The following is a 24054-nucleotide window of genomic DNA, read 5'->3' as shown; positions in this document are numbered from 1 at the left end:
ATCATGCTGCCCGTCGTCGCCCTGGTCGGTCGCCCCAACGTCGGTAAATCGACCCTCTTCAATGCAATGACGCGCAGCCGCGACGCCCTGGTGGCCGACATGCCGGGCGTCACCCGCGACCGCCACTACGGCGTCTGCCACCTCGGCCCGCGCCCGTTCGTGGTGGTCGATACCGGCGGGCTGTCCGGCGTCGAGGAAGGCCTCGACGCGCTCACCGCGCAACAGGTACGCCTGGCGATCGACGAGGCCCAGGTGCTGGTGTTCGTGGTCGATGCCCGTGACGGCCTGCTGCCGCAGGACCAGGGCATCCTGTCCGAGCTGCGTCGCAGCGGCAAACCGATCCTGCTTGGCGTCAACAAGACCGACGGTCTGGAGGAGCAGGATGCCCTTGGCGAATTCACCCGCTTCGGCATCGCCGCCATGCTGCCGCTGTCGGCCGCGCACAATCGCGGCACCGAGGATCTGATCGCCGCGGCCTTGCCGTTGCTTCCGCCGGACGAGGACGAATCCGAAGCGCAGGCCGAGGACGACAGCATCCGCGTCGCCATCGTCGGGCGCCCGAATGCCGGCAAGTCCACCCTGATCAACCGCCTGCTCGGCGAAAACCGGCTGATCGTCTCCGACGTCGCCGGTACCACGCGCGATCCCATCCGCGTGCCGCTGGAGCGCGACGGCAAGCGCTACACCCTGATCGATACCGCCGGCGTGCGCCGCAGGGCGCGGGTGGAAGAGGGCGTGGAGAAATTCAGCGTCATCAAGACGCTGCAGTCGATGGCCGCCAGCCAGGTCGTCGTGCTGATGGTCGACGCGCGCGAGAACCTGGCCGACCAGGATCTGACCCTGATCGGCCATGCGGTCGAAGAAGGCCGCGCGCTGGTGATTGCCGTCAACAAATGGGACGGCATGGACGCCTACCAGCGCGAACAATGCCAGCGCACGCTCGAGCGCAAGCTGGTCTTCGTCGATTGGGCCAAGACCGTGTTCATCTCCGCACTGCACGGTTCGGGCCTGCGCGAGCTGATGCGCGCGATCGTCCGCGCGCATGCCTCGGCCACACACGAGCTGGGTTCGTCCGACCTGACGCGTACGCTGGAAAAAGCCTACGAGGCCTACCAGCCGCCGCTGGTCCGCGGCCATGCCCCCAAGCTGCGCTTCGCGCATCCGGGCGGCTCCAATCCGCCGACCATCGTGATCCACGGCAGCCGCACCAAGCACATTGCGCCCGCCTACCGCCGCTATCTCGAAGGCTTCTTCCGCAAGCGCTACCGGCTGGAAGGCACGCCGATCCGGATCGATTTCCGCGATGGCGACAACCCGTTCGCCGGGCGCAAGAACGTCCTCACCGAGGGCCAGCAGCGCAAGCGCCAGCGGATGATCCGCGAGATGAAAAAGCGCAAGAAATAGCTGTGTGAAGGGCCTCTGGCAGGAGCTCGTTCGCGGGCGATGCCTTTCGCCGACCGTTGGCAAAGCGCATCGCCGCGCAAGCGGGCTCCTGCAACGGGTTGGGGTCAGAGATCCGCGGGAACGAGCGCGTACACTGCGGCGTCCATCGCGCGGTCGCGCACCCAGAGCCGATGCCGGGCGATGACCTCGAACCGCGCCCCGGCGTGCTCGGCCGTCCGCCGGCTAGCGTGGTTGTCCGGCAACGCAACGATCTCGATGCGAACCAGCCCCAACCGGTCGAATCCGAAGCGTGCCGCGATCCTGGCAGCCTGCCGGGCGATGCCCTGGCCCTGCCGCGACTGCCGCACCCAGTAGCCCAACGACGCGCTACGGTGCATCAGGTTGCGCTGGCTCAACCCAACGCTGCCGAGCAATACGCCGCTATCGCGCTCAAATACGCCGAACGCGAATTGCCCGTGGTTCGCCCAGCCTTCGCGGCAATGCCGTATCCACGCCCGCGCCTTGTCGAGGTCGTAGCCGGCGTGGCACCAGGGCAGCCAGCGGCCGACGGTTTCCAGCGACTCCTGCACGGCCTGGTGCAGCGCCGGTGCATCCTCCGGCTGCCAGGGGCGTAAAAGCAGCCGACCCTCGGCAAGTTCCACATGGGCGGGCAGGGACACGGCGGCATCCTTGGACTTTGCAGGGTGGGCTTCAGCCCACCTCGCCAGTCGATAAAGGTGGGTTCAAGCCCACCCTACGATGCCTGGCGCGTTTGTGCAGGGTCGGTGGCGACGGGATAATAGGCGCTTTGCAGACCAGGCAGCCCCATGACCGCACGCATCCTCGACGGCAAACGCATCGCGCAGGAACTGCTCGAGCGGGTGGGGCGGCGCGTGTCCGAACGCAAGGCTCGCGGCCTGGCGGAACCGGGGCTCGCGGTCGTGCTGGTGGGCGACGATGCGGCCTCGTCGGTGTACGTGCGCAACAAGCGCAAGGCCTGCCACCAGGTGGGCTTCCGATCGTTCGATTACGACCTCCCCGCAAGCACCACGCAGGCCGAGCTGTTCGCGCTGATCGACAGGCTCAACGCCGACCCCTCTGTGCACGGCATCCTGGTGCAGTCGCCGTTGCCGCCGCATATCGACGAGGACGCGCTGGTCGATCGCATCGATGCCAGCAAGGACGTGGATGGTTTCCAGGCGGTAAACGTGGGGCGCCTGGCCCTGCGCCGCTTCGGCCTGCGCCCGTGCACGCCCAAGGGCGTAATGACCCTGTTAGGCCACACCGACCGTCCGGTGCGCGGCCAGCACGCGGTGGTCGTCGGCGTCTCCAACCACGTCGGCCGGCCGCTCGCGCTGGAGCTGCTGATCGCCGGTTGCACCACGACCTGCTGCCATCGCTTCACGCGCGACCTGGAGGGTTTCGTGCGGCAGGCCGACATCGTCATTGTCGCGGTGGGCCGGCCGGGGCTGGTGAAGGGGGAGTGGATCAAGCCGGGTGCGGTGGTGATCGACGTGGGCATCAACCGTCTCGACGACGGGCGGCTTGTCGGGGACGTCGAGTTTGCACCCGCCGCGGAGCGCGCCAGCTGGATCACGCCCGTGCCCGGTGGGGTGGGGCCGATGACCGTGGCGACTCTGATCGAGAACACGCTGGAGGCGGCGGAGGCGCGGTAGCCGCCTGGCAAGGCTTCCCCCATCCGCCTGTCGGCACCTTCCCCCGCAAGCGGGGGAAGGCTCACGCTCGTGCTCCCCGCCGGCAGGGAAGGCTCATGCGCGTGCTCCCCGCGAGCAGGGGAAGGCTCACGCTCGTGCTCCCCGCGAGCAGGGAAGGCTCACGCTCGTGCTTCCCACGAGTAGGGGAAGGCTCACGGTCGTGCTCCCCGCGAGCAGGGAAGACTCACGCTCGTGCTTCCCGCAAGCGGGGAAGGCTCACGCTCGTGCTTCCCGCAAGCAGGGAAGGCTCACGCTCGTGCTCCCCGCGAGCAGGGAAGGCTCACGCTCGTGCCTCCCCGCGAGCAGGGGAAGGCTCACGCTCGTGCTTCCCGCGAGCGGGGAAGGCTGGCGCTCGTGCTCCCCGAATCCTTCCCCCGCTTGCGGGGGAAGGTGCCTGCAGGGCGGATGGGGGAAGCCTTGCGCAGACCCACCCACGCCCACCATCTGGCGACCACGACACCCACGCGCGTATAATCCCCTCTTTGCAGCGGGACTTTTCGCATGCGCATCCTCGCCGAGGCCCTGACCTACGACGACGTGTATCTCGTTCCGGCCCACTCGGCCGTCCTCCCACGCGACGTCGATACCTCCACGCGGCTCACCCGCAACCTGCGCCTGAACATTCCGATCGTGTCCGCCGCCATGGACACCGTCACCGAGGCGCGGCTGGCGATCACGATGGCCCAGCAGGGCGGCATCGGCATCATCCACAAGAACATGACCGCCGCGCAGCAGGCCGCCGAAGTGCGCCTGGTGAAGAAGTTCGAGGCGGGCGTGATCCGCAGCCCGATCAGCGTCGGCCCGAACACCTCCATCCGCGAAGTGCTTCAGCTCACCCGCGCACACAACATCTCCGGCGTGCCGGTGGTTGATGGCGAGAAGCTCATCGGCATCGTCACCAGCCGCGACCTGCGCTTCGAGCGCAAGCTCGAAGACCCGGTGCGCAACATCATGACGCGCCAGGACAAGCTGGTCACCGTGCGCGAAGGCGCCAGCCAGGACGAAGTGCTGCAGCTGCTGCACAAGTTCCGCATCGAGAAAGTGCTGGTGGTCAACGACGACTTCCAGCTGCGCGGCCTGATCACCGTCAAGGACATCCAGAAGGCGCGCGACAACCCGCATGCCGCCAAGGACGCGCACGAGCGCCTGCTGGTCGGCGCCGCGGTCGGCGTCGGCGGCGACACCGAGCAGCGCGTCGAGGCGCTGGTCGAGGCCGGCGTGGACGTGCTGGTGGTGGACACCGCGCACGGCCATTCGCAGGGCGTGATCGAGCGCGCCGGCTGGGTCAAGAAGCGCTATCCGCAGGTGCAGGTGATCGCCGGCAACATCGTCACCGGCGAGGCCGCGCGCGCGCTGCTCGATGCCGGCGTGGACGCGGTCAAGGTGGGCGTGGGCCCCGGCTCGATCTGCACCACCCGCGTGGTCGCCGGCGTCGGCGTGCCGCAGATCACCGCGATCGACATGGTCGCCACCGCACTCAAGGACGAGATCCCGCTGATCGCCGATGGCGGCATCCGCTACTCCGGCGACATCCCCAAGGCGCTGGCCGCCGGTGCCTCCACCGTGATGCTCGGCTCGATGTTCGCCGGCACCGAGGAATCGCCCGGCGAGGTCGAGCTGTTCCAGGGCCGCTCCTACAAGAGCTACCGCGGCATGGGTTCGCTCGGCGCGATGGCGCTGGGCTCGAAGGATCGCTACTTCCAGGACGAGGCCGACGCCGACAAGCTGGTGCCCGAAGGCATCGAAGGCCGCGTGCCGTACCGCGGCCCGCTGCGCAACATCATCCACCAGCTGATCGGCGGCCTGCGCGCCTCGATGGGTTACCTGGGCGCCGCCACGGTCGAGGACGTGCGCCAGAAGGCGCAATTCGTGAAGGTGACTTCGGCCGGCGTGACCGAGGCGCATCCGCACGACATCCAGATCACCAAGGAAGCGCCGAACTACCGGCTGAACTCGTAAGACCACATGGATCCCGGGAGCCTCGGCATGCCCATCCCGGACCTTCCCGCCTTCGTGGCGTCATTCCCGCACGGGCGGGGATGACGCCGCAATCGTTTCTGGACTTCCCGAGAGTTTTCCCCGATGCAGAGCATCCACTCCGACAAGATCCTCATCCTCGACTTCGGCGCGCAATACACCCAGCTTATCGCCCGCCGCGTGCGCGAGCTCGGCGTCTACTGCGAGATCTGGGCGTGGGACCACGATCCGGCGCAGATCGCCGGCTTCGGCGCCAAGGGCATCATCCTCTCGGGCGGTCCCGAATCGACCACGCTGCCGGGCGCGCCCAAGGCGCCGCAGGAAGTGTTCGACTCCGGCCTGCCTATCCTGGGCATCTGCTACGGCCTGCAGACGATGGCCGCCCAGCTCGGCGGCGCGACCGAGGCGGCCGACCAGCGCGAGTTCGGCCATGCGCAGGTCGACATCGCCGACAACACCCGCCTGTTCGATGGCCTGAGCGATCACGCCGACGCGCACCGGCTCGATGTCTGGATGAGCCACGGCGATCACGTCAGCAAGGCACCACCAGGCTTCGCCGTTACCGGCACCACCGACCGGATCCCGGTGGCGGTGATGGAGAATGAGGAAAAGCGCTGGTACGGCGTGCAGTTCCACCCGGAAGTCACCCACACCAGGCAGGGCACGGCGCTGCTCAAGCGCTTCGTGGTCGACATCTGCGGCTGCGCCACGCTTTGGACGGCCGACAACATCATCGAAGACCAGATCGCGCGCGTGCGCGAGAAGGTCGGCAACGACCACGTGCTGCTGGGCCTCTCCGGCGGCGTCGATTCCTCGGTCGTCGCCGCATTGCTGCACAAGGCGATCGGCGATCAGCTGACCTGCGTCTTCGTCGACACCGGCCTGCTGCGCTTCCAGGAAGGCGACCAGGTGATGGCCACCATGGCCGAGCACATGGGCGTCAAGGTGATCCGCGTGGACGCGGCCGATCGCTACTTCCAGGCACTCGAAGGCGTGGCGGACCCGGAGGCCAAGCGCAAGATCATCGGCCGCCTGTTCGTGGAGATCTTCGACGAGGAATCGGCCAAGGTCACCGAAGCCGGCCATGGCCAGGTCAAGTGGCTGGCCCAGGGCACCATCTACCCCGACGTGATCGAGTCGGCCGGCAGCAAGACCGGCAAGGCGCACGTCATCAAGAGCCACCACAACGTCGGCGGCCTGCCCGAGCACATGAAGCTGGGCCTCGTCGAGCCCTTGCGTGAACTGTTCAAGGATGAGGTCCGTCGCCTGGGCGTGGCGCTCGGCCTGCCGCGCGAGATGGTCTATCGCCATCCGTTCCCCGGCCCGGGCCTGGGCGTGCGCATCCTGGGCGAGGTCAGGCGCGAGTACGCCGAACTGCTCGCGCGCGCCGATGCGATCTTCATCGACGAGCTGCGCAAGGCGGACCTCTACGACAAGACCAGCCAGGCCTTCGCCGTGTTCCTGCCGGTGAAATCGGTCGGCGTGGTGGGCGATGCGCGCGCCTACGAGTGGGTGATCGCCCTGCGCGCCGTGGAAACCATCGACTTCATGACCGCGCACTGGGCGCACCTGCCGTACGAGTTCCTCGGCAAGGTGTCCAGCCGCATCATCAACGAGCTGCGCGGCGTCTCCCGCGTGGTCTACGACATCAGCGGCAAGCCGCCGGCGACGATCGAGTGGGAATGAGGCGAAGCGCCTCCGGCCCGGATGAACAGTGAACTGCCATCGGTATCCTTCTCCGAGGAGGATACCCAGCACATGCGCCGCGCGCTGCAGCTGGCCGCGCACGCGCGCGATGCGGAGAACGAAGTGCCGGTGGGCGCCGTGCTGGTGCACGAAGGCCAGATCGTCGGCCTGGGCTGGAACCGCAACATCACCCTGCATGACCCGACCGCGCACGCCGAGATCATGGCGCTGCGCGCGGCGGGCGAAAAGCTGGCCAACCACCGCATCGTCGGCGCCACGCTGTACGTGACGCTGGAGCCGTGCGCGATGTGCGCGATGGCGCTGGTGCACGCGCGGATCGGCCGCGTCGTCTACGCGGCGACCGATCCGAAGACCGGCGCGGCCGGCAGCGTGTTCGACACGTTGATATCCGAGCGGCACAACCATCGCGTGCTGGTGCAGGGCGGGCTGCTGGCCGCCGAGTCGGGTGACATGCTGCGCGAGTTCTTCCGCTCGCGCCGCTGAGCCTTTGGGCAGCTTTTCGGCTACCGGTCCAGCGCCGCCCTGACCCGCGCAGCCAGCGCCTCGCCGGTGAATGGCTTCGGGAGGAGGTCCATGCCCGTTTCCAGCCGGCCGTTGCGGAGAATGGCGTTGCGCGCATAGCCGGAGGTGAAAAGCACTTTCAGGCCGGGGCGGTCGCGTCGCGCTTCCTCGGCGAGCTGGCGGCCGTCCACGCCCCCGGGCAGGACCATGTCGGTGAAGAGCAGGTCGATCTCCGGCTCGCGCCCGAGCAGCGCCAGGCCCGCCGCGGCATCGGGCGCGGCCAGTACGCGATAGCCCAGCTCGCGCAGCACCGCGACCGAATACGCCAGCAGATCCTCGTGGTCTTCCACCAGCAGGACAGTCTCGCTTCCACGCGGCGATGCCTGGTTCTCCGGCTGCGGAGCCACGGTGTCCACGCAGCGCGTATCCAGGCAGCGCGGCAGATAGAGCTTGACCGTGGTGCCATGGCCCGGCTCGCTGTAGATGCGCACGTGCCCGCCGGACTGGCGTGTGAACCCATACACCTGGCTCAGGCCCAGGCCCGTTCCCTTGCCGACGTCCTTGGTCGTGAAGAATGGCTCGAATGCCTTTTGCAGGGCGACCTGGTCCATCCCGCACCCGGTGTCGCTGACCGCGATGAGCACGTAGTGGCCGGCCGGCAACGGTTCGGGCACCCCGGCGACGTAATCTTCGTCGAGGCAGGCATTGCTGGTTTCGATGGTCAGGCGCCCGCCTTCAGGCATGGCATCGCGGGCGTTGACCGCCAGGTTGACCAGCGCGTTCTCCAGTTCCCCGGCGTCGGCCAGCGCCGGCCACAGGCCGGCCCCGGCGACGGTTTCCAAGGCAATCGTCGCGCCGAGCGTGCGCTGCAGGAGATCGGCCAGACCGGTGACCAGGCGGCTGGCGTCAATGGGTTTGGGCTGCAGGGGCTGGCGGCGTGCAAAGGCGAGCAGGCGTGCAGTCAGCGTGGCGGCCCGTAAGGCACCTTGGCGCGCCATGGCGACGGCGCGCCCGATCCGGGCCAGCGGGTCTTTGCCCGGAGTCGCCAGCTGCCGCTCGATCGTCTCCAGACCGCCAAGGATGACGGTCAGAAGGTTGTTGAAGTCGTGTGCGACGCCGCCGGTGAGCTGCCCGATCGCTTCCATTTTCTGCGACTGGCGCAGCTGGTTCTCGGCCTCCTGCCGCTGCGTCAGTTCCTCGGCGACGCGGGTTTCCAGCGTGTGTGTCAGCTCGCGAAGCTCCGCCGTGGCCGCGTCGGCGCGCCGGCGTGCGTCGAGCAATTCCTGCTCGTAGCGGCGCCGGTCACGCGCGCGCATCACGGTGATGCGCAGAGACACTGTCCGACCGTCCGCGCTGCGCCGCTCGCGTGCGTTGACCAGCACCGGCACGACCGTGCCGTCGCCGCGCCGCAGGTCCAGCGCGACCTCGTCGAAGGCGCCCTGCATGCGCAGGAGCGGGGCGAAATGGGTTTCGTAGTAGATCTTGCCGGCGATGGGCAGCAGCTCGGGAAAGCGGCGACCGACCAGTTGCCCGGGTTCGACGCCGAGCCAGTCGGACAGGGTGCGATTGGCCCGGTCGATACGTCCGTCCGGGCCGGCGGTCAGATAGCCACAGGGCGCATGCTCGAAAAGATCGAGCAGCTGGTCATTGCTGGTCGAGGTTGCCGGCGTGGGGGTGCTGGCCTCAGAGGAAGGCATCGATCGCGGCCACGGTCTCGGCGGGCGCGCTGAGGTTGGGGCAATGGCCGGTGGCCTGCATCAGGACCAGCTGGCTGTCGGGCAGCCTGGCATGCACGTAGCGGCCGACGCTTTCCGGGGCAATCACGTCGTCCGTGCATTGCAGCACCAGCGCGCGCGCAGCAAGCCCGGCCAGGTCGTCGCGGTTGTCCGAACGGAAGGTGGTGCGTGCGAAATGGCGGGCGATGTCCGGATCGGTCCGGCAGAAGCTGTTGGTGAGCTCTTCGGCCAGTTCGGGGCGATCACCGTTGCCCATGATGACCGGCGCCATGTTCTGCGACCAGCCCATGTGGTTGTTGTCCAGGAAGTCGAGCAATTCCTCGATCTGTTCGGCGGAAAAGCCGCCGACATAGTCGGTTGCAGGGTCGTCGATGTATCGCGGTGAAGGGCCGACGAGCACCATGTCGGCGAACAGCTCCGGCGCCTGCCGCGCGGCCAGCACGCCGATCATGGCGCTGACCGAATGACCCACGAACACCCCGTCGCGCAGGTCCAGCGCACGGCAAAGCGCCACCACGTCCTGGGCGTAACCCTCCAGCGAGCCGTGCCGTTCATGGTCGAACGCCGAAAGATCGGAGCGGCCCGCGCCGATGTGGTCGAACAGCACCACGCGGAAGCGGTCCTCGAATGCGGGCGCGACCCAGCGCCACATGTTCTGATCGCAGCCGAAGCCGTGAGCGAAGACCATGGTGCGGGCACCGTGGCCGCTGACGTGGACGTGGTGTCGATCCAGGACGTCTGACATGACGTCTCCTGTGCAGGCGGAACAGTCCACGGTAGCGGCGGACCCGTTAACCGCCTGTGTCCGGCGGCGAATCATCAGGCCAGCAGGTAGGCCAGAGCATCGGCGCAGGGCGCCTCGACCTTGAGCTTCAGCAACGGATCGGCCCGTGTGCGACCCAGGTTCACCGCCGCCACCGGCTTGCCCGCGCGCGCCGCCGCGTGCACGAAGCGGTAGCCGGAAAAAACCATCAGCGAGGAGCCGACCACCAGCACCGCGTCGGCCGCATCCAGCGCCTGCATGGACTGCATCACACGCTCCCGGGGCACGTTCTCGCCGAAAAACACCACGTCCGGCTTCAACACGCCGCCACAGGCCGGGCAGGGCGGCACCAGGAACTCGTCGAAGTGGGCCGCCTCCAGGTCGGCGTCGCCGTCGGGGGCCTCCGTCGCATCCAGCATGGACCAACCGGGATTGAGGCGATCGAGCGCCTGCTGAAACGCTTCGCGTGACTCGCGCCAGTCGCACCCCATGCAGCGCACCTGATCGAGCCGTCCGTGCAGGTCGACCACCTGGCGCTGGCCGGCCTGCTGGTGCAGGCCATCCACGTTCTGCGTCACGAGCAGCTCCAGCCGGCCCTGCGCCTCGAGCCGTTGCAGGGCGTGGTGGGTGCCGTTCGGCCGGGCCTTTCCGAAGTGGCGCCAGCCGACCAGGCTGCGTGCCCAGTAGCGCCTGCGTGTGCGCTCCTCGCCCATGAAGGCTTGGTAGGTCACCGGTGGCGTCCGCTTCCAGGCGCCGTCGCTGTCGCGGTAGTCGGGGATGCCCGAGTCCGTGCTGCAGCCGGCGCCAGTGAGCACGAACAGGCGCGGATGGGTGTCAATGAAGCGAGCGAGCGGGTCGGAATGCATGGCGGCAAGTATGGCGCCCGCACGCGCGGCGCGTGCAGTGGGGAAGGGCAAGGGTCCGGCTTCAGGTGGCGTGCGTACAGAAACGCTTTACGACTGTCTCATCTTTCCGTGACGGCGCCTTCAATGCGCCCCCACCAAGATGGCTGTGCTGCCGCAGCACCGCGCGGCCACGGGTGAATCATGAGCCAATCGGACCGGACCCTGAGCACGATCAACGACAGAGATCCGTTCGCGATGCGGTACTGGTCCAAGCAGTTGCGCATCTCCGAGCGCGACCTGCGCGAGGCGATCGCGGTCGTCGGCACCAACACCCAGGCGGTGCGCCAGTACACCAACCGGCCGCAGGCCAGCCATGCGGACAGGCCGCGCGGCGCAAGCCGCCGACGCGGCGACTGATGGCCCGGCGCCAGGGGACAGCGGACGTGCCTGCCCACCCCGGCACCGGCGGCCCGCGCAAGCGCCGCCTGACCGCGGCTGCGGCCGATCCATCCTCACAGGGAGTTTCCATGCCGGCACACCCGGTTGCGCGACCGCGCATCTTCAGCCTGCCCGCCGGGCCAGACGCTACCAGCGGGCAGACGCCCTGGTTCACTTACGCGGCCGACCTGGGTTTCAGTCACGTGCTGGCTCCCGCCACCTTGCTCGACGAAGGGACCGGGGCGATCGGCACGCTCGTGCGGCTGTGCCGCGAGCATGGCCTTCAGCTGCTGGTCGATGTGGACGTGATCCGTCCGTTGCCCGCCGACGCCCCGCTGCGTGCCGAGCACCCGGACTGGTTCCATGCGCTTGCCGACACGAGCGTTCTGCCCGACCCGCGTCGCCCGGCCGCCGAAGCCGGCGTGCGCTGGCGGTTCCACGATGATGCGGTGGCGCCGGAGGCGCTTGCCTGGTGGTGCGAGCGGCTGCATGGCGCGCTGCAGGCTGGCGCCGCGGGTTTCCGGCTGACATCGCTCGATGCCGCACCCGCGGCCTGGTGGGCGCACCTCGTCGACGGTCTGCGCGGCCGGGCCCCGCAGGCGCTGTTCCTGGGATGGACCCAGGGACTGGCGCCGGCGGAACTGGCCGCGCTGGCCGACGTGGCGTTCGACTACGCCTTCTGCTCGGCCGAATGGTGGGATTTCCGCGCCGGCTGGCTCGGTCGCGAATTGCGCCGTATGGCCGAAGTGGCGACGCCGCTCGCCTGCGCCGGCGCGCCGTTCGACGATCCGGAGGCCGGTCCGCGTTTCGGTCAACAAGAGCTGGCCGAGCGCCACCGCCGTCGCGCCGCCTGGTTCGCCGCGGCCTGCGCGGGCGGTTGGTTGATGCCCGCCGGCTTCGCGCGCGACGAAACGCAGGCGCTGGACATCACCGCCGACGTACGCGCCATCAACGACTGGCTGCGCGGCCTCGGCGCACAGGCGCGTGAACCGGCGGCGATCCACATCGACGATGCCTGGGTCGGCGTGCTGCGCCGGCAGGGCGAGCGCGCCTGGCTGTCGCTCTTCAACGCGCGGCTCGATAGCGGCACGCCGGTGGACCTGGGGGCGATCGCCGGCGGTGCGGCCAGCCACTTCGCCGACTGGAGCGCACCGGACGGCGCGCCCGTGATCGAGCCGATCACCCTCGCTCCGGGTCAGACGCAGGTACTCGAAGGCACGCGCACCCGGCCGGTCGCCACGCGCACGGGCGTGGCTGCCGCGAAACAGGCGCTGACCGCGGCCACGCAGGCGCCGCGCGTCGCCATCGAGGCCGTGACGCCTTGCGTGGACGATGGCCGCTTCGCGGTCAAGCGCGTGGTTGGCGACGTAGTGACGGTGGAGGCGGACGTCTTCATGGACGGCCACGACAAGCTCGCCGTGGCGCTGCGCTGGCGCGCGCTGGACGAGAAGCAATGGCACGAGCAACGCATGGAGCCGCTCGGCAACGACCGCTACCGCGGCCGCTTCACACCGACCCGCATGGGCCGCCATGAATACATGGTGCAGGCGTGGCGCGATGCCTACGCGAGCTACCGCCACGAGATCGTCGCCAAGCACGATGCCGGCGTGCCGATCGCGCTGGAGATGCGCGAAGGCCAGCACCTGGTCGAACAGACCGCCGCCGGCGCCGCGCCAGCCAAACGCAAACCCCTGCGCGCCCTGGCCGCGGCGCTGGCCAGGGCCGGGGACGACGAGGCGCGCTATCGCTTGCTGATCGCCGAGGACACCGCCCGGGCCATGACCGAGGGCGACCTGCGCGCGTTTGCCGTCGAGCATCCGCCGCTGCGGCTGGAGGTCGACCGCCGGGCGGCGCAGTTCGCCAGCTGGTACGAACTGTTCCCGCGCTCGATCACCGACAGCCCCGACCGCCACGGCACCTTCCGCGACGTGATCGGACGCCTTCCCGCGATCCAGGCGATGGGCTTCGACGTGCTGTACTTCCCGCCGATCCATCCGATCGGCCGCGCCTTCCGCAAAGGCCGCAACAACACACTCACGCCCGGCGAGCACGACCCGGGCAGCCCGTACGCCATCGGCTCGGCGGAGGGCGGCCACACCGACATCCACCCGGAGCTCGGCACGATCGAGGATTTCCGCGCGCTGCGCGATGCAGCGCAGGCCCATGGCCTGGAACTGGCGCTGGACTTCGCCATCCAGTGCTCGCCCGACCACCCGTGGCTCAGCGAGCATCCGGAGTGGTTCGACTGGCGACCGGACGGCAGCCTGCGCTACGCCGAGAATCCGCCGAAGAAGTACCAGGACATCGTCAACGTCGACTTCTACGCCGAGGGCGCGATCCCGTCGCTGTGGCAGGCGCTGTGCGACGTGGTGCTGTACTGGGCGGGCGAGGGCGTGCGCATCTTCCGCGTGGACAACCCGCATACCAAGCCGTTTCCGTTCTGGGAATGGATGATCGGCCGCGTGCGCAGCGACTACCCCGACACGCTGTTCCTGTCCGAAGCCTTTACCCGGCCGAAGCCGATGTACCGGCTGGCCAAGCTGGGCTTCAACCAGTCCTACACCTACTTCACCTGGCGCCATACGAAGCAGGAGTTCACCGATTACCTCACCGAGCTGACGCAGGGGCCGCCGCGCGATTTCTTCCGGCCGAACTTCTTCGTCAACACGCCGGACATCAACCCATATTTCCTGCAGCATTCCGGCCGCAGCGGCTTTCTTATCCGCGCCGCGCTGGCCACCACGCTCTCTGGCCTGTGGGGGATGTATTCGGGCTTCGAGCTGTGCGAATCGGTACCCATCCCCGGCAAGGAGGAGTTCCTCGATTCGGAGAAATACGAGATCAAGCCGCGCGACTGGGAAGCACCCGGCAACATCATCGCCGAGATCACCCAGCTCAACGCGATCCGCCGCGAGCAGCCGGCGTTGCAGAGCCACCTGGGCGTGCGCTTCCTGCGCGCGGACAACGACCAGGTCCTCTTCTTCGAAAAGACTGCACCCGGCGGCCGCGACCGCGTGCTGGTGGCGATCAACCTCGACCCGCACCACGCGCAGTCGGCGGACCTGCACCTGCCGCTGGCCGACTGGGGCGTGGGCGAAGACGCGCCGCTCACCGTCGAGGACCTGCTCCACGACGCCACGCTGACCTGGCGCGGCGGCCGGCAGCAGGTGTGGCTGGGGCAGGGCATGCCGTATGCGATCTGGCGGGTGGAGGCATGAACGTCCGCCATGCCGCTGCGGCTTTCCCGGCGCTACGCACCCCATGCAGGAGCGCCGCCCTGCGGCGGCGAAGTGCAAGGACCCCCGCATGAGCGCTCATCCGAAAACCCCCAAGCGCAGCTTCACCAGCGATCCGCTCTGGTACAAGGACGCGGTCATCTACCAGGTACACGTCAAGTCGTTCTTCGACGCCAACGACGACGGCGTGGGCGACTTCCAGGGCCTGATCGACAAGCTCGACTACATCGCCGAGCTGGGCGTCAACACGCTCTGGCTGCTGCCGTTCTACCCCAGCCCGCGCCGCGACGATGGCTACGACATCTCCGAGTACAAGGACGTCCATCCGGACTACGGGCGACTGGCCGACGCGAAGCGATTCATCGCCGCGGCGCACGCGCGCGGCCTGCGCGTCATCACCGAGCTGGTGATCAACCACACCTCCGACCAGCACCCGTGGTTCCAGCGCGCCCGCCTGGCCAAGCCCGGCTCGGCCGCGCGCAATTTCTACGTGTGGTCGGATACCGATCAGGCGTACACCGGCACCCGCATCATCTTCCTCGACACCGAGAAGTCGAACTGGACCTGGGACGCGGTCGCCGGCCAGTATTTCTGGCACCGCTTCTTCTCGCACCAGCCGGATCTCAACTTCGACAACCCCGCCGTGCTCAAGGCGGTGCTCGGCGTGATGCGTTTCTGGCTCGACCTCGGCGTCGATGGCCTGCGGCTGGACGCGGTGCCCTACCTGATCGAGCGCGAGGGCACCAACAACGAGAACCTGCCCGAGACGCACGACATCCTCAAGCTGATCCGCAAGGAGATCGACGAGCACTACCCCGACCGCATGCTGCTGGCCGAGGCCAACCAGTGGCCGGAGGACACCCAGGATTACTTTGGCAACGGCGACGAGTGCCACATGGCGTTCCACTTCCCGCTGATGCCGCGCATGTACATGGCGATCGCGCGCGAGGACCGCTTCCCGATCACCGACATCATGCGCCAGACCCCGGCGATTCCCGACAACTGCCAGTGGGCGATCTTCCTGCGCAACCACGACGAGCTGACGTTGGAGATGGTCACCGACGCCGAGCGGGACTACCTGTGGGAGACCTACGCCGCCGACCGCCGTGCGCGCATCAATCTCGGCATCCGTCGCCGCCTCTCGCCGCTGCTGGAGCGCGACCGCCGCCGCATCGAGCTGATGAACTCGCTGGTGATGACCATGCCTGGCACGCCGGTGCTGTACTACGGCGACGAACTGGGCATGGGCGATAACATCCACCTGGGCGACCGCGACGGCGTGCGCACGCCGATGCAGTGGTCGATGGACCGCAACGGCGGCTTCTCCAAGGCCGATCCGGCCAAGCTGGTGCTGCCGCCGATCATGGACCCGCTGTACGGCTACCAGGCGGTCAACGTCGAGGCGCAGGCGCGCGATCCGCATTCGCTGCTCAACTGGACCCGCCGCGTGCTGACCGTGCGCAAGCGCTACAAGGCGTTCGGCCGCGGCAGCATCCGGTTCCTCTATCCGGGCAACCGCAAGATCCTGGCCTACCTGCGCGAGTTCGAGGACGAGCAGGTGCTGTGCGTGGCCAACATGTCGCGTACGCTGCAGGCGGTGGAGCTGGACCTGGGCGCCTTCGACGGCCGCGTGCCGGTGGAGATCCTCGGCGGCACCTCGTTCCCGCCGATCGGCCGCCTGCCGTACCTGCTGACGCTGCCGCCGTTCGGCTTCTACGCCTTCCAGCTGTGCGCCAACGCGCAGATGCCGGCCTGGCACCAGGTGCCGGCCGAGCCGATGCCGGAGTACGAAACACTGGTGCTGCGCGGGCCGCTGGTGGAAGGGCCGGTGATGGCGCACCACCGCGGCGTGGTCGAGCGCGACGTGCTGCCCACCTACCTGGGCCGGCGCCGCTGGTTCGGCGCCAAGGACCGCGGCATCGCCTCGATCAGCATGATGTACGGCCAGCCTTGGCCGGACCGTGGCGAGGATCTGGTGATCACCGAGATCATCGCCACCCTCGACGATGGCGGCATCGAGCGCTACTGCCTGCCACTGGGCATCATCTGGGAAGACGAGAACCCGCCCGCCCGTGCGCAACAGCTGGCGCTGGCACGGGTACGCCGTGGCCGGCGCGTGGGCTATCTCACCGATGGTTTCGTGCTCGACGCCTTCATCTCCGGCCTGCTGCGCGGCCTGCGCCAGCGGCTGGAGATGCCGCTCAAGCGCGGCGGGATGATCCGCTTCACCGCCACGGCGGCGTTCGACGCGCTGGAATTCCCGCCCGATGCGGAGAACCGCTGGCTGTCGGCCGAACAATCGAACAGCTCCGTGATCGTGCACGAGCGCGGCATGCTCAAGCTCTACCGGCACATCGCGCACGGCATCAACCCGGAGCTAGAGATGGGCCGCCACCTGACCCGGGTAGGCTACGCCAACACGCCGCCACTGCTCGGCGAGGTGCTGCACGTGGGCGCCGACGGCATTCCCTCGGCGCTGGCGGTATTGCAGGGCTTCGTGCGCAACCAGGGCGATGCCTGGCGCTGGACGCTCGATTACCTGCAACGCACCTGGGATGAGTTCAGCCACGCCGAGGACGACGCGGCGCGCGCGGAGATCCTGGCCGACTACGACAACTTCGCCGCGGCGGTGGGCACGCGCCTGGGCGAGCTGCATGCCGTCCTCGCCCAGCCGAGCGAGGACGACGCCTTCCGGCCCGAAACCGCCGACGCGTCCCATCTGGACGGCTGGGCCGCCGACGCGCGGGCGCAACTGCAGCGCGCACTGGAGGCGCTGGAAACCCTCGACCCCGAAGACGGCGCCCTGCGTGCACAGCGCGAGCGCCTGTTCGAAAGGCGCGAGGCGCTATGCCGGCGCATCGATGCGCTGGCACGGCGCGGCGAAGGCGCGCTGCGCACGCGCGTGCACGGCGACTTCCACCTGGGCCAGGTGCTGGTGGTGCAGGGCGACGCCTGGCTGATCGACTTCGAGGGCGAGCCGGCACGTCCGCTGGAGGACCGGCGCATCAAGACCACGCCGCTGCGCGACGTCGCGGGCTTCCTGCGTTCGCTGGACTATGTCGCGGCCGTCGCCCAGCGCGGCGAGGAAGGGGTGGCGCCGATCGAGGACCCGCTGTTCGCGCCGTTCCTGGAGCGCTTCCGCCTGCGCGCCTCGGAAGTGTTCCTCGCCGCTTACATCGCCGTGCTCGAGCGCGCCCCGGTTCGCTGGGTTCGCGCCGATGCGCTGGCACCGATGCTCGAGCTGTTCCTGCTCGACAAGGCCGCCTACGAGATCGCCTACGAAGCGGCCAACCGGCCCGGCTGGCTCGGCGTGCCGTTGCAGGGACTGCTGCGCCTGACCGACGAGGCAGCCATCGGCGGGGCAGGCACGTGAGCCGCTGGCGTCCCGATCCCGGTGCCGTCGACGCGCTGCTGCAGGCGCGCCACGCCGATCCGTTCGCGGTGCTCGGACCGCATCGGGTCGATGGCCAGCGCGTGGTGCGCACGCTGCAGCCGGGTGCGCATGGCGTCGAGGCGATCGACCGCCAGGGCCAGGTCCTCGGTCCGCTCGAACCCGTGGCCGATGGCCTGTTCGCCGGCCCGGTGCCGGGCGAGGGCGGCTATCGGCTGCGCGTGCACTGGCCCACGGCATCGCAGGAGCTGGACGATCCCTACGCCTTCGGCACCCTGCTCGAGGACCACGACCTGGACCTGCTGGCGCAAGGTCAGCACCCGCAGCTCTGGCGTCAGCTCGGCGCGCACCCGGTCGAGCGCGATGGCGTGCCGGGCGTGCGCTTTGCCGTATGGGCGCCGAACGCGCGGCGGGTCAGCGTGGTCGGCGACTTCAACCAGTGGGACGGCCGCCGCCACCCGATGCGCGTGCGCCTGCCGCATGGGGTGTGGGAGCTGTTCGTGCCGGGCCTGCGCGCCGGTGCGCGCTACAAGTACGAGATCCTGGGCGCGGATTTCTCGGTGCAGCAGAAGGCCGACCCGGTCGCGCTGGCGACGGAAGCGCCGCCGGCGACCGCCTCGGTGGTCGCCCCCGATGCGCCGTTCCGGTGGACCGACCACGGCTGGATGGCCGAACGCGCCATGCGGCAGCGGCTCGATGCGCCGCTGTCGATCTACGAGCTGCACGCCGGTTCCTGGTGGCGCAACGAAGAGGGCGAGTCCCCTGGCTGGGACGGCCTGGCCGAACGCCTGATTCCCTACCTGGTCGGCATGGGCTTCACCCACCTCGAACTGCTGCCGGTCGCCGAGCATCCGTTCGGCGGTTCCTGGGGCTACCAGCCGCTGGGCCAGTACGCGCCGACCGCGCGCTTCGGCCCGCCCGAAGCATTCGCGCGTTTCGTCGACCGCTGCCACGAGGCGGGGCTGGGCGTGATCGTCGACTGGGTGCCTGCGCACTTTCCCACCGACGCGCACGGCCTGGCCCGCTTCGATGGCACCGCGCTGTACGAACACGCCGACCCGCGCGAAGGCTTCCACCAGGACTGGAACACGCTGATCTACAACCTCGGGCGAAACGAGGTGTCCGGCTTCCTGATCGGCAGCGCGCTGGCCTGGGTCGAGCGTTTCCACATCGATGGCCTGCGCGTGGACGCGGTCGCCTCGATGCTCTATCGCGACTACAGTCGCAAGCACGGCGAATGGGTGCCCAATATCCACGGCGGACGCGAGAACCTCGAATCGATCGCCTTCCTCAAGCGTTTCAACACGGTCGTGCACCAGCACCATCCCGGCGTGCTCACCATCGCGGAGGAATCGACCGCCTGGCCCGGCGTCACCCGTGCGCCCACCGACGGCGGCCTGGGCTTCGACTACAAGTGGAACATGGGCTGGATGCACGACACGCTCGAATACATGTCGCGCGATCCGATCCATCGGCGCTGGCACCACCACGAGATGACCTTCTCGATGGTGTATGCGTATTCGGAGCATTACGTGCTGCCGCTGTCCCACGACGAGGTCGTGCATGGCAAGCGTTCGCTGCTCGGCCGCATGCCGGGCGACGACTGGCAGCGTTTCGCCAACCTGCGCGCCTACTACGGCTTCATGTGGGCCCATCCGGGCAAGAAGCTGCTGTTCGCCGGCGGCGAACTGGCGCAGCCGACCGAGTGGAACCATGACGCGCAACTGCCGTGGCACCTGCTGGACGATCCGCGCCACCGCGGCGTGCAGCAACTGCTGCGCGACCTCAACCACCTGCTCGCGCGCGAGCCGGCGATGCATGCGTGGGATGGCGATGCGCGCGGTTTCCGCTGGGCGATCGGCGACGACGCGGGCAACAGCGTGTTCGCCTGGCTGCGCTTCGCCGAAGGCGCACGCCCGGCGCTGGTGGTGAGCAACCTGACGCCGACGCCGCTGCACGACTACCGCATCGGCGTACCGCGCGAGGGCCGCTGGGAACTGGCGATCAACACCGACGATGCCCGCTACGGCGGCTCCGGCGTGGGGCAGGACGAGGCGCAGGCCGAGCCGATGCCGATCCATGGGCAGTCGCACTCGCTGGCGCTTTCGCTGCCACCCCTGGCTACGCTGATCTACTTGGCGGATCGGGCATGAGCGCGGGGGCTGCCTGCGACGTGGGGTATCGCGCTCCGTCCACCCCCATCCGCCTGTCGGCACCTTCCCCCGTGGAACGGGGGGAGGCTCACTACCGGGCCTCCCCGAAGCCGACCCTTCCCCCGCCCGCGGGGGAAGGTGCCCGAAGGGCGGATGGGGGAAGCCTTGCCTCAGCCCGTCACACCCACGTCCACACGAAGCAGAACACCTGATGCCCACGCTCCCCGAACGCATGCAACCTGGCCTACCGTATCCGCTGGGCGCGCACTGCGACGGCATCGGCACGAACTTCGCCGTGTTCTCCGCCCACGCCGAACGCATCGAGCTGTGCCTGTTCGATCCGTCCGGCCGCCGCGAGATCGCACGCTACGAACTGCCCGAGTGCACCGACGAGATCTGGCACGGCTACCTGCCGCGCCTGCGTGGCGGGCAGCTCTATGGCTACCGCGCCTACGGCCCCTACGAACCGGAACAGGGCCATCGCTTCAACCCCAACAAGCTGCTGCTCGACCCGTACGCCCGCCTGCTCGCCGGCCAATTGCGCTGGTCGGATGTACTGCACGGCTACCGCGTGTCCTCGCCGCGCGCGGACCTCTCCTTCGACCGCCGCGACAGTGCCGCGGCCATGCCCAAGGCGGTGGTGGTCGACGAGCCGATGCACTGGGAAGGCCGCACGCAACGCCCGCGCACGCCATGGACGAAGACCATCGTCTACGAGGCCCACGTCAAGGGCATGACCCGCACGCTCAAGCGTATCCGGCCACACGAGCGCGGCACCTTCCTGGCGCTCGCCGACCCCTACGTGATCGACCACCTGGTGCAGCTGGGCATCACCGCGATCGAGCTGCTGCCTATCCATGCCTTCGTGCAGGACCGCCGCCTCACCGAGATGAAGCTGCGCAACTACTGGGGCTACAACACGCTGGCGTTCTTCGCGCCGGAGCCCTCGTACATGGCCGAAGGGGCGCTCAACGAGATCCGCGCCGCGGTGCAGGCGCTGCACGTGGCCGGCATCGAGGTGATCCTGGACGTGGTCTACAACCACACCGGCGAAGGCAGCGAGCTGGGCCCCACGCTTTCCTTCCGCGGCCTGGACAACGCGAGCTACTACCGCCTGCTGCCGGACAACCCGCGCCACTGCATCAACGACACCGGCACCGGCAATACCGTCAACACCGCGCACCCGCGCGTGCTGCAACTGGTGATGGATTCGCTGCGCTACTGGGTGCAGACCTTCCATATCGACGGCTTCCGCTTCGACCTGGGCGTGACCCTGGGCCGCGAGGCGAACGGCTTCGATCCGAACTGCGGCCTGTTCGACGCCATGCGCCAGGACCCCGTGCTCAATGGCGTCAAGCTGATCTCCGAGCCATGGGACGTGGGGCCCGGCGGCTACCAGCTGGGCAACCATCCCCCTGGTTTCGCCGAATGGAACGGGAAGTTCCGCGACGACGTGCGGCGCTTCTGGAAAGGGGACGCTGGGCTGCGCGGCGCGCTGGCCGGTCGGCTGCAGGGCTCGGCCGACCTGTTCGACCACCAGCATCGGCGCCCGTGGGCATCGGTCAATTTCATTACCGCGCACGACGGATACACCCTGCAGGACCTGGTCAGCTACGAGCAGAAGCACAACGAGGCCAACGGCGAGGACAACCGCGACGGCGCCAATGACAACGAGAGCAACAACCATGGTGCGGAGGGGCCCACCGACGACCCCGCCATCCTCGATGCACGCGGCCGTGCCAAGCGCGCCATGCTGGCGACGCTGCTGTTCTCGCACGGCACGCCGATGCTGCTTGGCGGCGACGAGTTCGACCGCAGCCAGGGCGGCAACAACAACGCCTACTGCCAGGACAACGAGATCTCGTGGTTCGACTGGAAGCTGGCGCAATCGGACGGCGGCCTCGCGCTCACCGGGTTCGTCGCCCGCCTGATCCGCCTGCGCGAGCAGCACCCGACCCTGCGCGCGGACAGCTTCATGCACGGCGGCCCCGACCTGCTGCCCGGACTGGCACCGGTGTCCTGGTACAACGAGCGCGGCAGCGCGATGAAGCAGAGCGACTGGAACGACGCGCAGGGCCGCCTGCTGATGCTGCGCCGTGCGCTGCCCAAGGGGCGGCGCCACATCGACGTGACCCTGTTGCTGATCAACGGCACTGGCGAGCCACACGCGTTCGAGTTGCCCGAGCCGAAGTTGCCGTGGCGGATGCGCATCGACACCGGCAACCCCGAGGCCCCCGAGCGCAACGTCGAGACCCCCACGATCGAACTGAAGGGGCTGAGCGTCATGCTGCTTTCGGCCGCGCCGCGGCAGGACGGTGCATGAGCGGACGTTTTCTCCACCTCATGCCTTACGGCGCCGAATGGCAAGGCGATGGACGTACGCGCTTCCGGTTGTGGGCGCCCGATGTTACACAGGTGCAACTGGAACTCGGGCAGGGTGACATGCAGCCCATGCGCGCGCTGGACGATGGCTGGCATGAGTCCCTCTGCGAGGCGCCGCCGGGCACCCGCTACCGCTTCCACGTCGGCACGGACCTGCGCGTGCCCGACCCGGCCTCGCGGCTGCAGCAGGACGGCGACGTGCATGGCGCCAGCGTCGTGGTCGATCCCGTGGCATTCCAGTGGCAACACGCCGACTGGCACGGGCGGCCATGGCACGAGGCGGTGATCTACGAGCTGCACGTAGGCGCCTGCGGCGGCTTCCGCGGCGTGCAGGCCATGCTGCCGCGCCTGCGCGCGCTGGGCGTCACCGCGATCGAACTGATGCCGATCGCGCAGTTCCCCGGCGCGCGGAACTGGGGCTACGACGGCGTGCTGCCGTTCGCTCCGGCCGCGGCCTACGGCACGCCCGACGAGCTCAAGGCGCTGGTCGATGCGGCGCACGGGCAGGGTCTGATGATCATCCTGGACGTGGTCTACAACCACTTCGGGCCGGACGGGAATTACCTGGGCGCCTACGCCTCGCCGTTCTTCCGCAAGGATGGCCCGCCGACGCCGTGGGGCGCGGCGCTCGACGTGGCGCAACCCCCGGTGGGCGACTTCTTCGTGCACAACGCGCTGTACTGGATCGAGGAGTACCGCTTCGACGGCCTGCGCCTGGACGCGGTGCACGCACTGCACAACCCGGCCTGGCTGCTTTCGCTGGCAGACCGCGTGCACGCTGCGGCGGACGGGCGGCAGGTGCATCTGATCCTCGAGAACGAGGCCAACCAGGCGCACCTGCTCGGGCCGCACCGTTTCGATGGGCAGTGGAACGACGATTTCCACAACGCGCTGCACGTGCTGCTCACCGGCGAGCGCGCCGGCTATTACGGCGCCTATGCCGACGATCCCGTGGACCGGCTGGTCCGCTGCCTGGCCGAGGGCTTTGCGTGGCAGGGCGAGCCCATGCGCGGAACGCCCCGCGGCGAACCGAGCGGTCAGCTGAGCCCGTTGTGTTTCGTCGATTTCCTGCAAGACCACGACCAGGTCGGCAACCGTGCCCTGGGCGAACGGCTCACCCAACTGGTCGAGCCCAGGCTCGTCGAAGCGGCGCTCGCGCTGTTGCTGCTTACCCCTTCGGTGCCGATGCTGTTCATGGGCGAGGAATGGGGCAGCCGCCGGCCGTTCCTTTTCTTCACCGATCACCAGACCGAGGCACTGCGCACCGCCGTGCGCGAGGGCCGGCGCAAGGAGTTCGCCGACTTCGAAAGCCACGGCAAGGGGGACGTGCCCGACCCGAACGCACCGGCCACCTTCGAACGGTCCACGCTGGACAGCACCGAAGCAGGCAGCGCGGAGGGCCTCGCGCGGCTCAGCCTGGTCCGCCTGCTGCTGGCGCAACGGCAGCACTACCTGGTGCCGCGCCTGGAGCAGGCGCGACCGCTGGGCGCCCGGGCCCTCGGCGATCGAGCGCTGCAGGCGCACTGGCAGCTGGGCGACGCCCGGCTCGACGTCTACTGCAACCTTGGCGAGCGTGCAGCCGACGTCGACGTCAAGCCAACACCCGATGCGCGATGGTTGCACGGCGAGGCGTCGGCGATCGCCGCCTTGGCCGAAGGCCGCCTCGATCCCGCCTGCACCCTGGTCTGCCTGGAACCTTCGGCATGAGTCTGACTGAGCGACACGCCTCACGGCCCGCGCAACTCGCAGGTTGGGCTTCAGCCCGCCATGCGCTGTGGCGCGTGCGGTGGTGGGTCGAAGCCCACCCTGCGGGGCGTGCACCCCTTT

The 24054-nt window shown here is 68.9% G+C and carries 15 protein-coding genes; 11 read left to right on the top strand and 4 right to left on the bottom strand.

Going from position 1 to position 24054, the window contains the following annotated elements:
- Positions 1–3: 3 nt before the first annotated feature.
- Complete coding sequence (gene der, locus J7I44_RS07100) at positions 4–1404, top strand: ribosome biogenesis GTPase Der (RefSeq protein WP_209618118.1); 1401 nt, start codon at positions 4–6, stop codon at positions 1402–1404.
- 104 nt (positions 1405–1508) lie between these two features.
- On the opposite strand, the gene J7I44_RS07095 is transcribed toward der, so the two are convergent.
- Positions 1509–2063: a GNAT family N-acetyltransferase gene (locus J7I44_RS07095; protein WP_209618115.1), complete on the bottom strand. Its 555-nt coding sequence runs from the start codon at positions 2061–2063 to the stop codon at positions 1509–1511.
- Between the two features lie 147 nt (positions 2064–2210).
- Here J7I44_RS07095 and folD point away from each other — a divergent pair, with 147 nt between their 5' ends.
- The 4 genes from folD to tadA all read left to right on the top strand — a co-directional run bounded on the left by folD (position 2211) and on the right by tadA (position 7265).
- Positions 2211–3059, top strand: coding sequence for a bifunctional methylenetetrahydrofolate dehydrogenase/methenyltetrahydrofolate cyclohydrolase FolD (gene folD / locus J7I44_RS07090; protein WP_209618112.1), 849 nt, complete (start codon positions 2211–2213; stop codon positions 3057–3059).
- A 540-nt stretch (positions 3060–3599) separates the two neighbouring features.
- A complete protein-coding gene (guaB, locus tag J7I44_RS07085) occupies positions 3600–5057 on the top strand; it encodes an IMP dehydrogenase (protein ID WP_209618109.1) in 1458 nt (485 codons plus the stop codon).
- A gap of 123 nt (positions 5058–5180) precedes the next feature.
- Complete coding sequence (guaA, locus tag J7I44_RS07080) at positions 5181–6761, top strand: glutamine-hydrolyzing GMP synthase (RefSeq protein WP_209618106.1); 1581 nt, start codon at positions 5181–5183, stop codon at positions 6759–6761.
- Between the two features lie 21 nt (positions 6762–6782).
- Positions 6783–7265 (top strand): tRNA adenosine(34) deaminase TadA, encoded by a 483-nt coding sequence (gene tadA / locus J7I44_RS07075; RefSeq protein WP_209618103.1) that lies wholly within the window; start codon positions 6783–6785, stop codon positions 7263–7265.
- A gap of 20 nt (positions 7266–7285) precedes the next feature.
- On the opposite strand, the gene J7I44_RS07070 is transcribed toward tadA, so the two are convergent.
- The 3 genes from J7I44_RS07070 to J7I44_RS07060 form a co-directional block, all read right to left on the bottom strand.
- Complete coding sequence (locus J7I44_RS07070) at positions 7286–8980, bottom strand: PAS domain-containing hybrid sensor histidine kinase/response regulator (RefSeq protein WP_209618100.1); 1695 nt, start codon at positions 8978–8980, stop codon at positions 7286–7288.
- On the bottom strand, positions 8967–9764 hold the full coding sequence (locus J7I44_RS07065) for an alpha/beta fold hydrolase (RefSeq protein WP_209618097.1): 798 nt from the start codon (positions 9762–9764) through the stop codon (positions 8967–8969). The genes J7I44_RS07070 and J7I44_RS07065 overlap by 14 nt, the downstream gene beginning before the upstream one ends.
- Before the next feature lie 74 nt (positions 9765–9838).
- Positions 9839–10648, bottom strand: a complete 810-nt coding sequence (locus J7I44_RS07060; protein ID WP_245188019.1) for an NAD-dependent protein deacetylase — start codon at positions 10646–10648, stop codon at positions 9839–9841.
- A gap of 180 nt (positions 10649–10828) precedes the next feature.
- Here J7I44_RS07060 and J7I44_RS07055 point away from each other — a divergent pair, with 180 nt between their 5' ends.
- The 6 genes from J7I44_RS07055 to treZ all read left to right on the top strand — a co-directional run bounded on the left by J7I44_RS07055 (position 10829) and on the right by treZ (position 23934).
- Complete coding sequence (locus J7I44_RS07055) at positions 10829–11044, top strand: DUF3606 domain-containing protein (protein ID WP_209618091.1); 216 nt, start codon at positions 10829–10831, stop codon at positions 11042–11044.
- 110 nt (positions 11045–11154) lie between these two features.
- Entirely contained in the window at positions 11155–14283 is a 3129-nt protein-coding gene (locus J7I44_RS07050) for a maltotransferase domain-containing protein (RefSeq protein ID WP_209618088.1), read from the top strand.
- An 88-nt stretch (positions 14284–14371) separates the two neighbouring features.
- Positions 14372–17674: a maltose alpha-D-glucosyltransferase gene (gene treS / locus J7I44_RS07045; RefSeq protein WP_209618086.1), complete on the top strand. Its 3303-nt coding sequence runs from the start codon at positions 14372–14374 to the stop codon at positions 17672–17674.
- Positions 17671–19845, top strand: a complete 2175-nt coding sequence (gene glgB / locus J7I44_RS07040) for a 1,4-alpha-glucan branching protein GlgB (protein WP_209618083.1) — start codon at positions 17671–17673, stop codon at positions 19843–19845. Before treS ends, glgB begins: the two co-directional genes overlap by 4 nt.
- 211 nt (positions 19846–20056) lie before the next feature.
- Complete coding sequence (gene glgX, locus J7I44_RS07035; protein WP_209618080.1) at positions 20057–22168, top strand: glycogen debranching protein GlgX; 2112 nt, start codon at positions 20057–20059, stop codon at positions 22166–22168.
- Positions 22165–23934 carry a malto-oligosyltrehalose trehalohydrolase gene (gene treZ / locus J7I44_RS07030; RefSeq protein WP_209618077.1) on the top strand — a complete coding sequence of 590 codons (1770 nt, stop codon included), beginning with the start codon at positions 22165–22167 and terminating at the stop codon, positions 23932–23934. Before glgX ends, treZ begins: the two co-directional genes overlap by 4 nt.
- The last annotated feature ends 120 nt before the right edge of the window (positions 23935–24054 follow it).

The sequence above is a fragment of the Frateuria flava genome, assembly GCF_017837635.1.
GTDB classification, from domain to species: domain Bacteria; phylum Pseudomonadota; class Gammaproteobacteria; order Xanthomonadales; family Rhodanobacteraceae; genus Frateuria_A; species Frateuria_A flava.
This window is presented reverse-complemented; position numbering and strand designations above follow the sequence as displayed.

Excerpts from the sequence above, each read along its gene's own strand:
- J7I44_RS07050 (WP_209618088.1), top strand. The coding sequence starts at position 11,155 with ATGCCGGCACACCCGGTTGCGCGACCGCGCATCTTCAGCCTGCCCGCC.
- J7I44_RS07070 (WP_209618100.1), bottom strand. The coding sequence starts at position 8,980 with ATGCCTTCCTCTGAGGCCAGCACCCCCACGCCGGCAACCTCGACCAGC.
- guaB (WP_209618109.1), top strand. The coding sequence starts at position 3,600 with ATGCGCATCCTCGCCGAGGCCCTGACCTACGACGACGTGTATCTCGTT.
- J7I44_RS07060 (WP_245188019.1), bottom strand. The coding sequence starts at position 10,648 with ATGCATTCCGACCCGCTCGCTCGCTTCATTGACACCCATCCGCGCCTG.
- J7I44_RS07055 (WP_209618091.1), top strand. The coding sequence starts at position 10,829 with ATGAGCCAATCGGACCGGACCCTGAGCACGATCAACGACAGAGATCCG.
- treS (WP_209618086.1), top strand. The coding sequence starts at position 14,372 with ATGAGCGCTCATCCGAAAACCCCCAAGCGCAGCTTCACCAGCGATCCG.
- folD (WP_209618112.1), top strand. The coding sequence starts at position 2,211 with ATGACCGCACGCATCCTCGACGGCAAACGCATCGCGCAGGAACTGCTC.
- treZ (WP_209618077.1), top strand. The coding sequence starts at position 22,165 with ATGAGCGGACGTTTTCTCCACCTCATGCCTTACGGCGCCGAATGGCAA.
- guaA (WP_209618106.1), top strand. The coding sequence starts at position 5,181 with ATGCAGAGCATCCACTCCGACAAGATCCTCATCCTCGACTTCGGCGCG.
- der (WP_209618118.1), top strand. The coding sequence starts at position 4 with ATGCTGCCCGTCGTCGCCCTGGTCGGTCGCCCCAACGTCGGTAAATCG.
- glgX (WP_209618080.1), top strand. The coding sequence starts at position 20,057 with ATGCCCACGCTCCCCGAACGCATGCAACCTGGCCTACCGTATCCGCTG.
- tadA (WP_209618103.1), top strand. The coding sequence starts at position 6,783 with ATGAACAGTGAACTGCCATCGGTATCCTTCTCCGAGGAGGATACCCAG.
- J7I44_RS07065 (WP_209618097.1), bottom strand. The coding sequence starts at position 9,764 with ATGTCAGACGTCCTGGATCGACACCACGTCCACGTCAGCGGCCACGGT.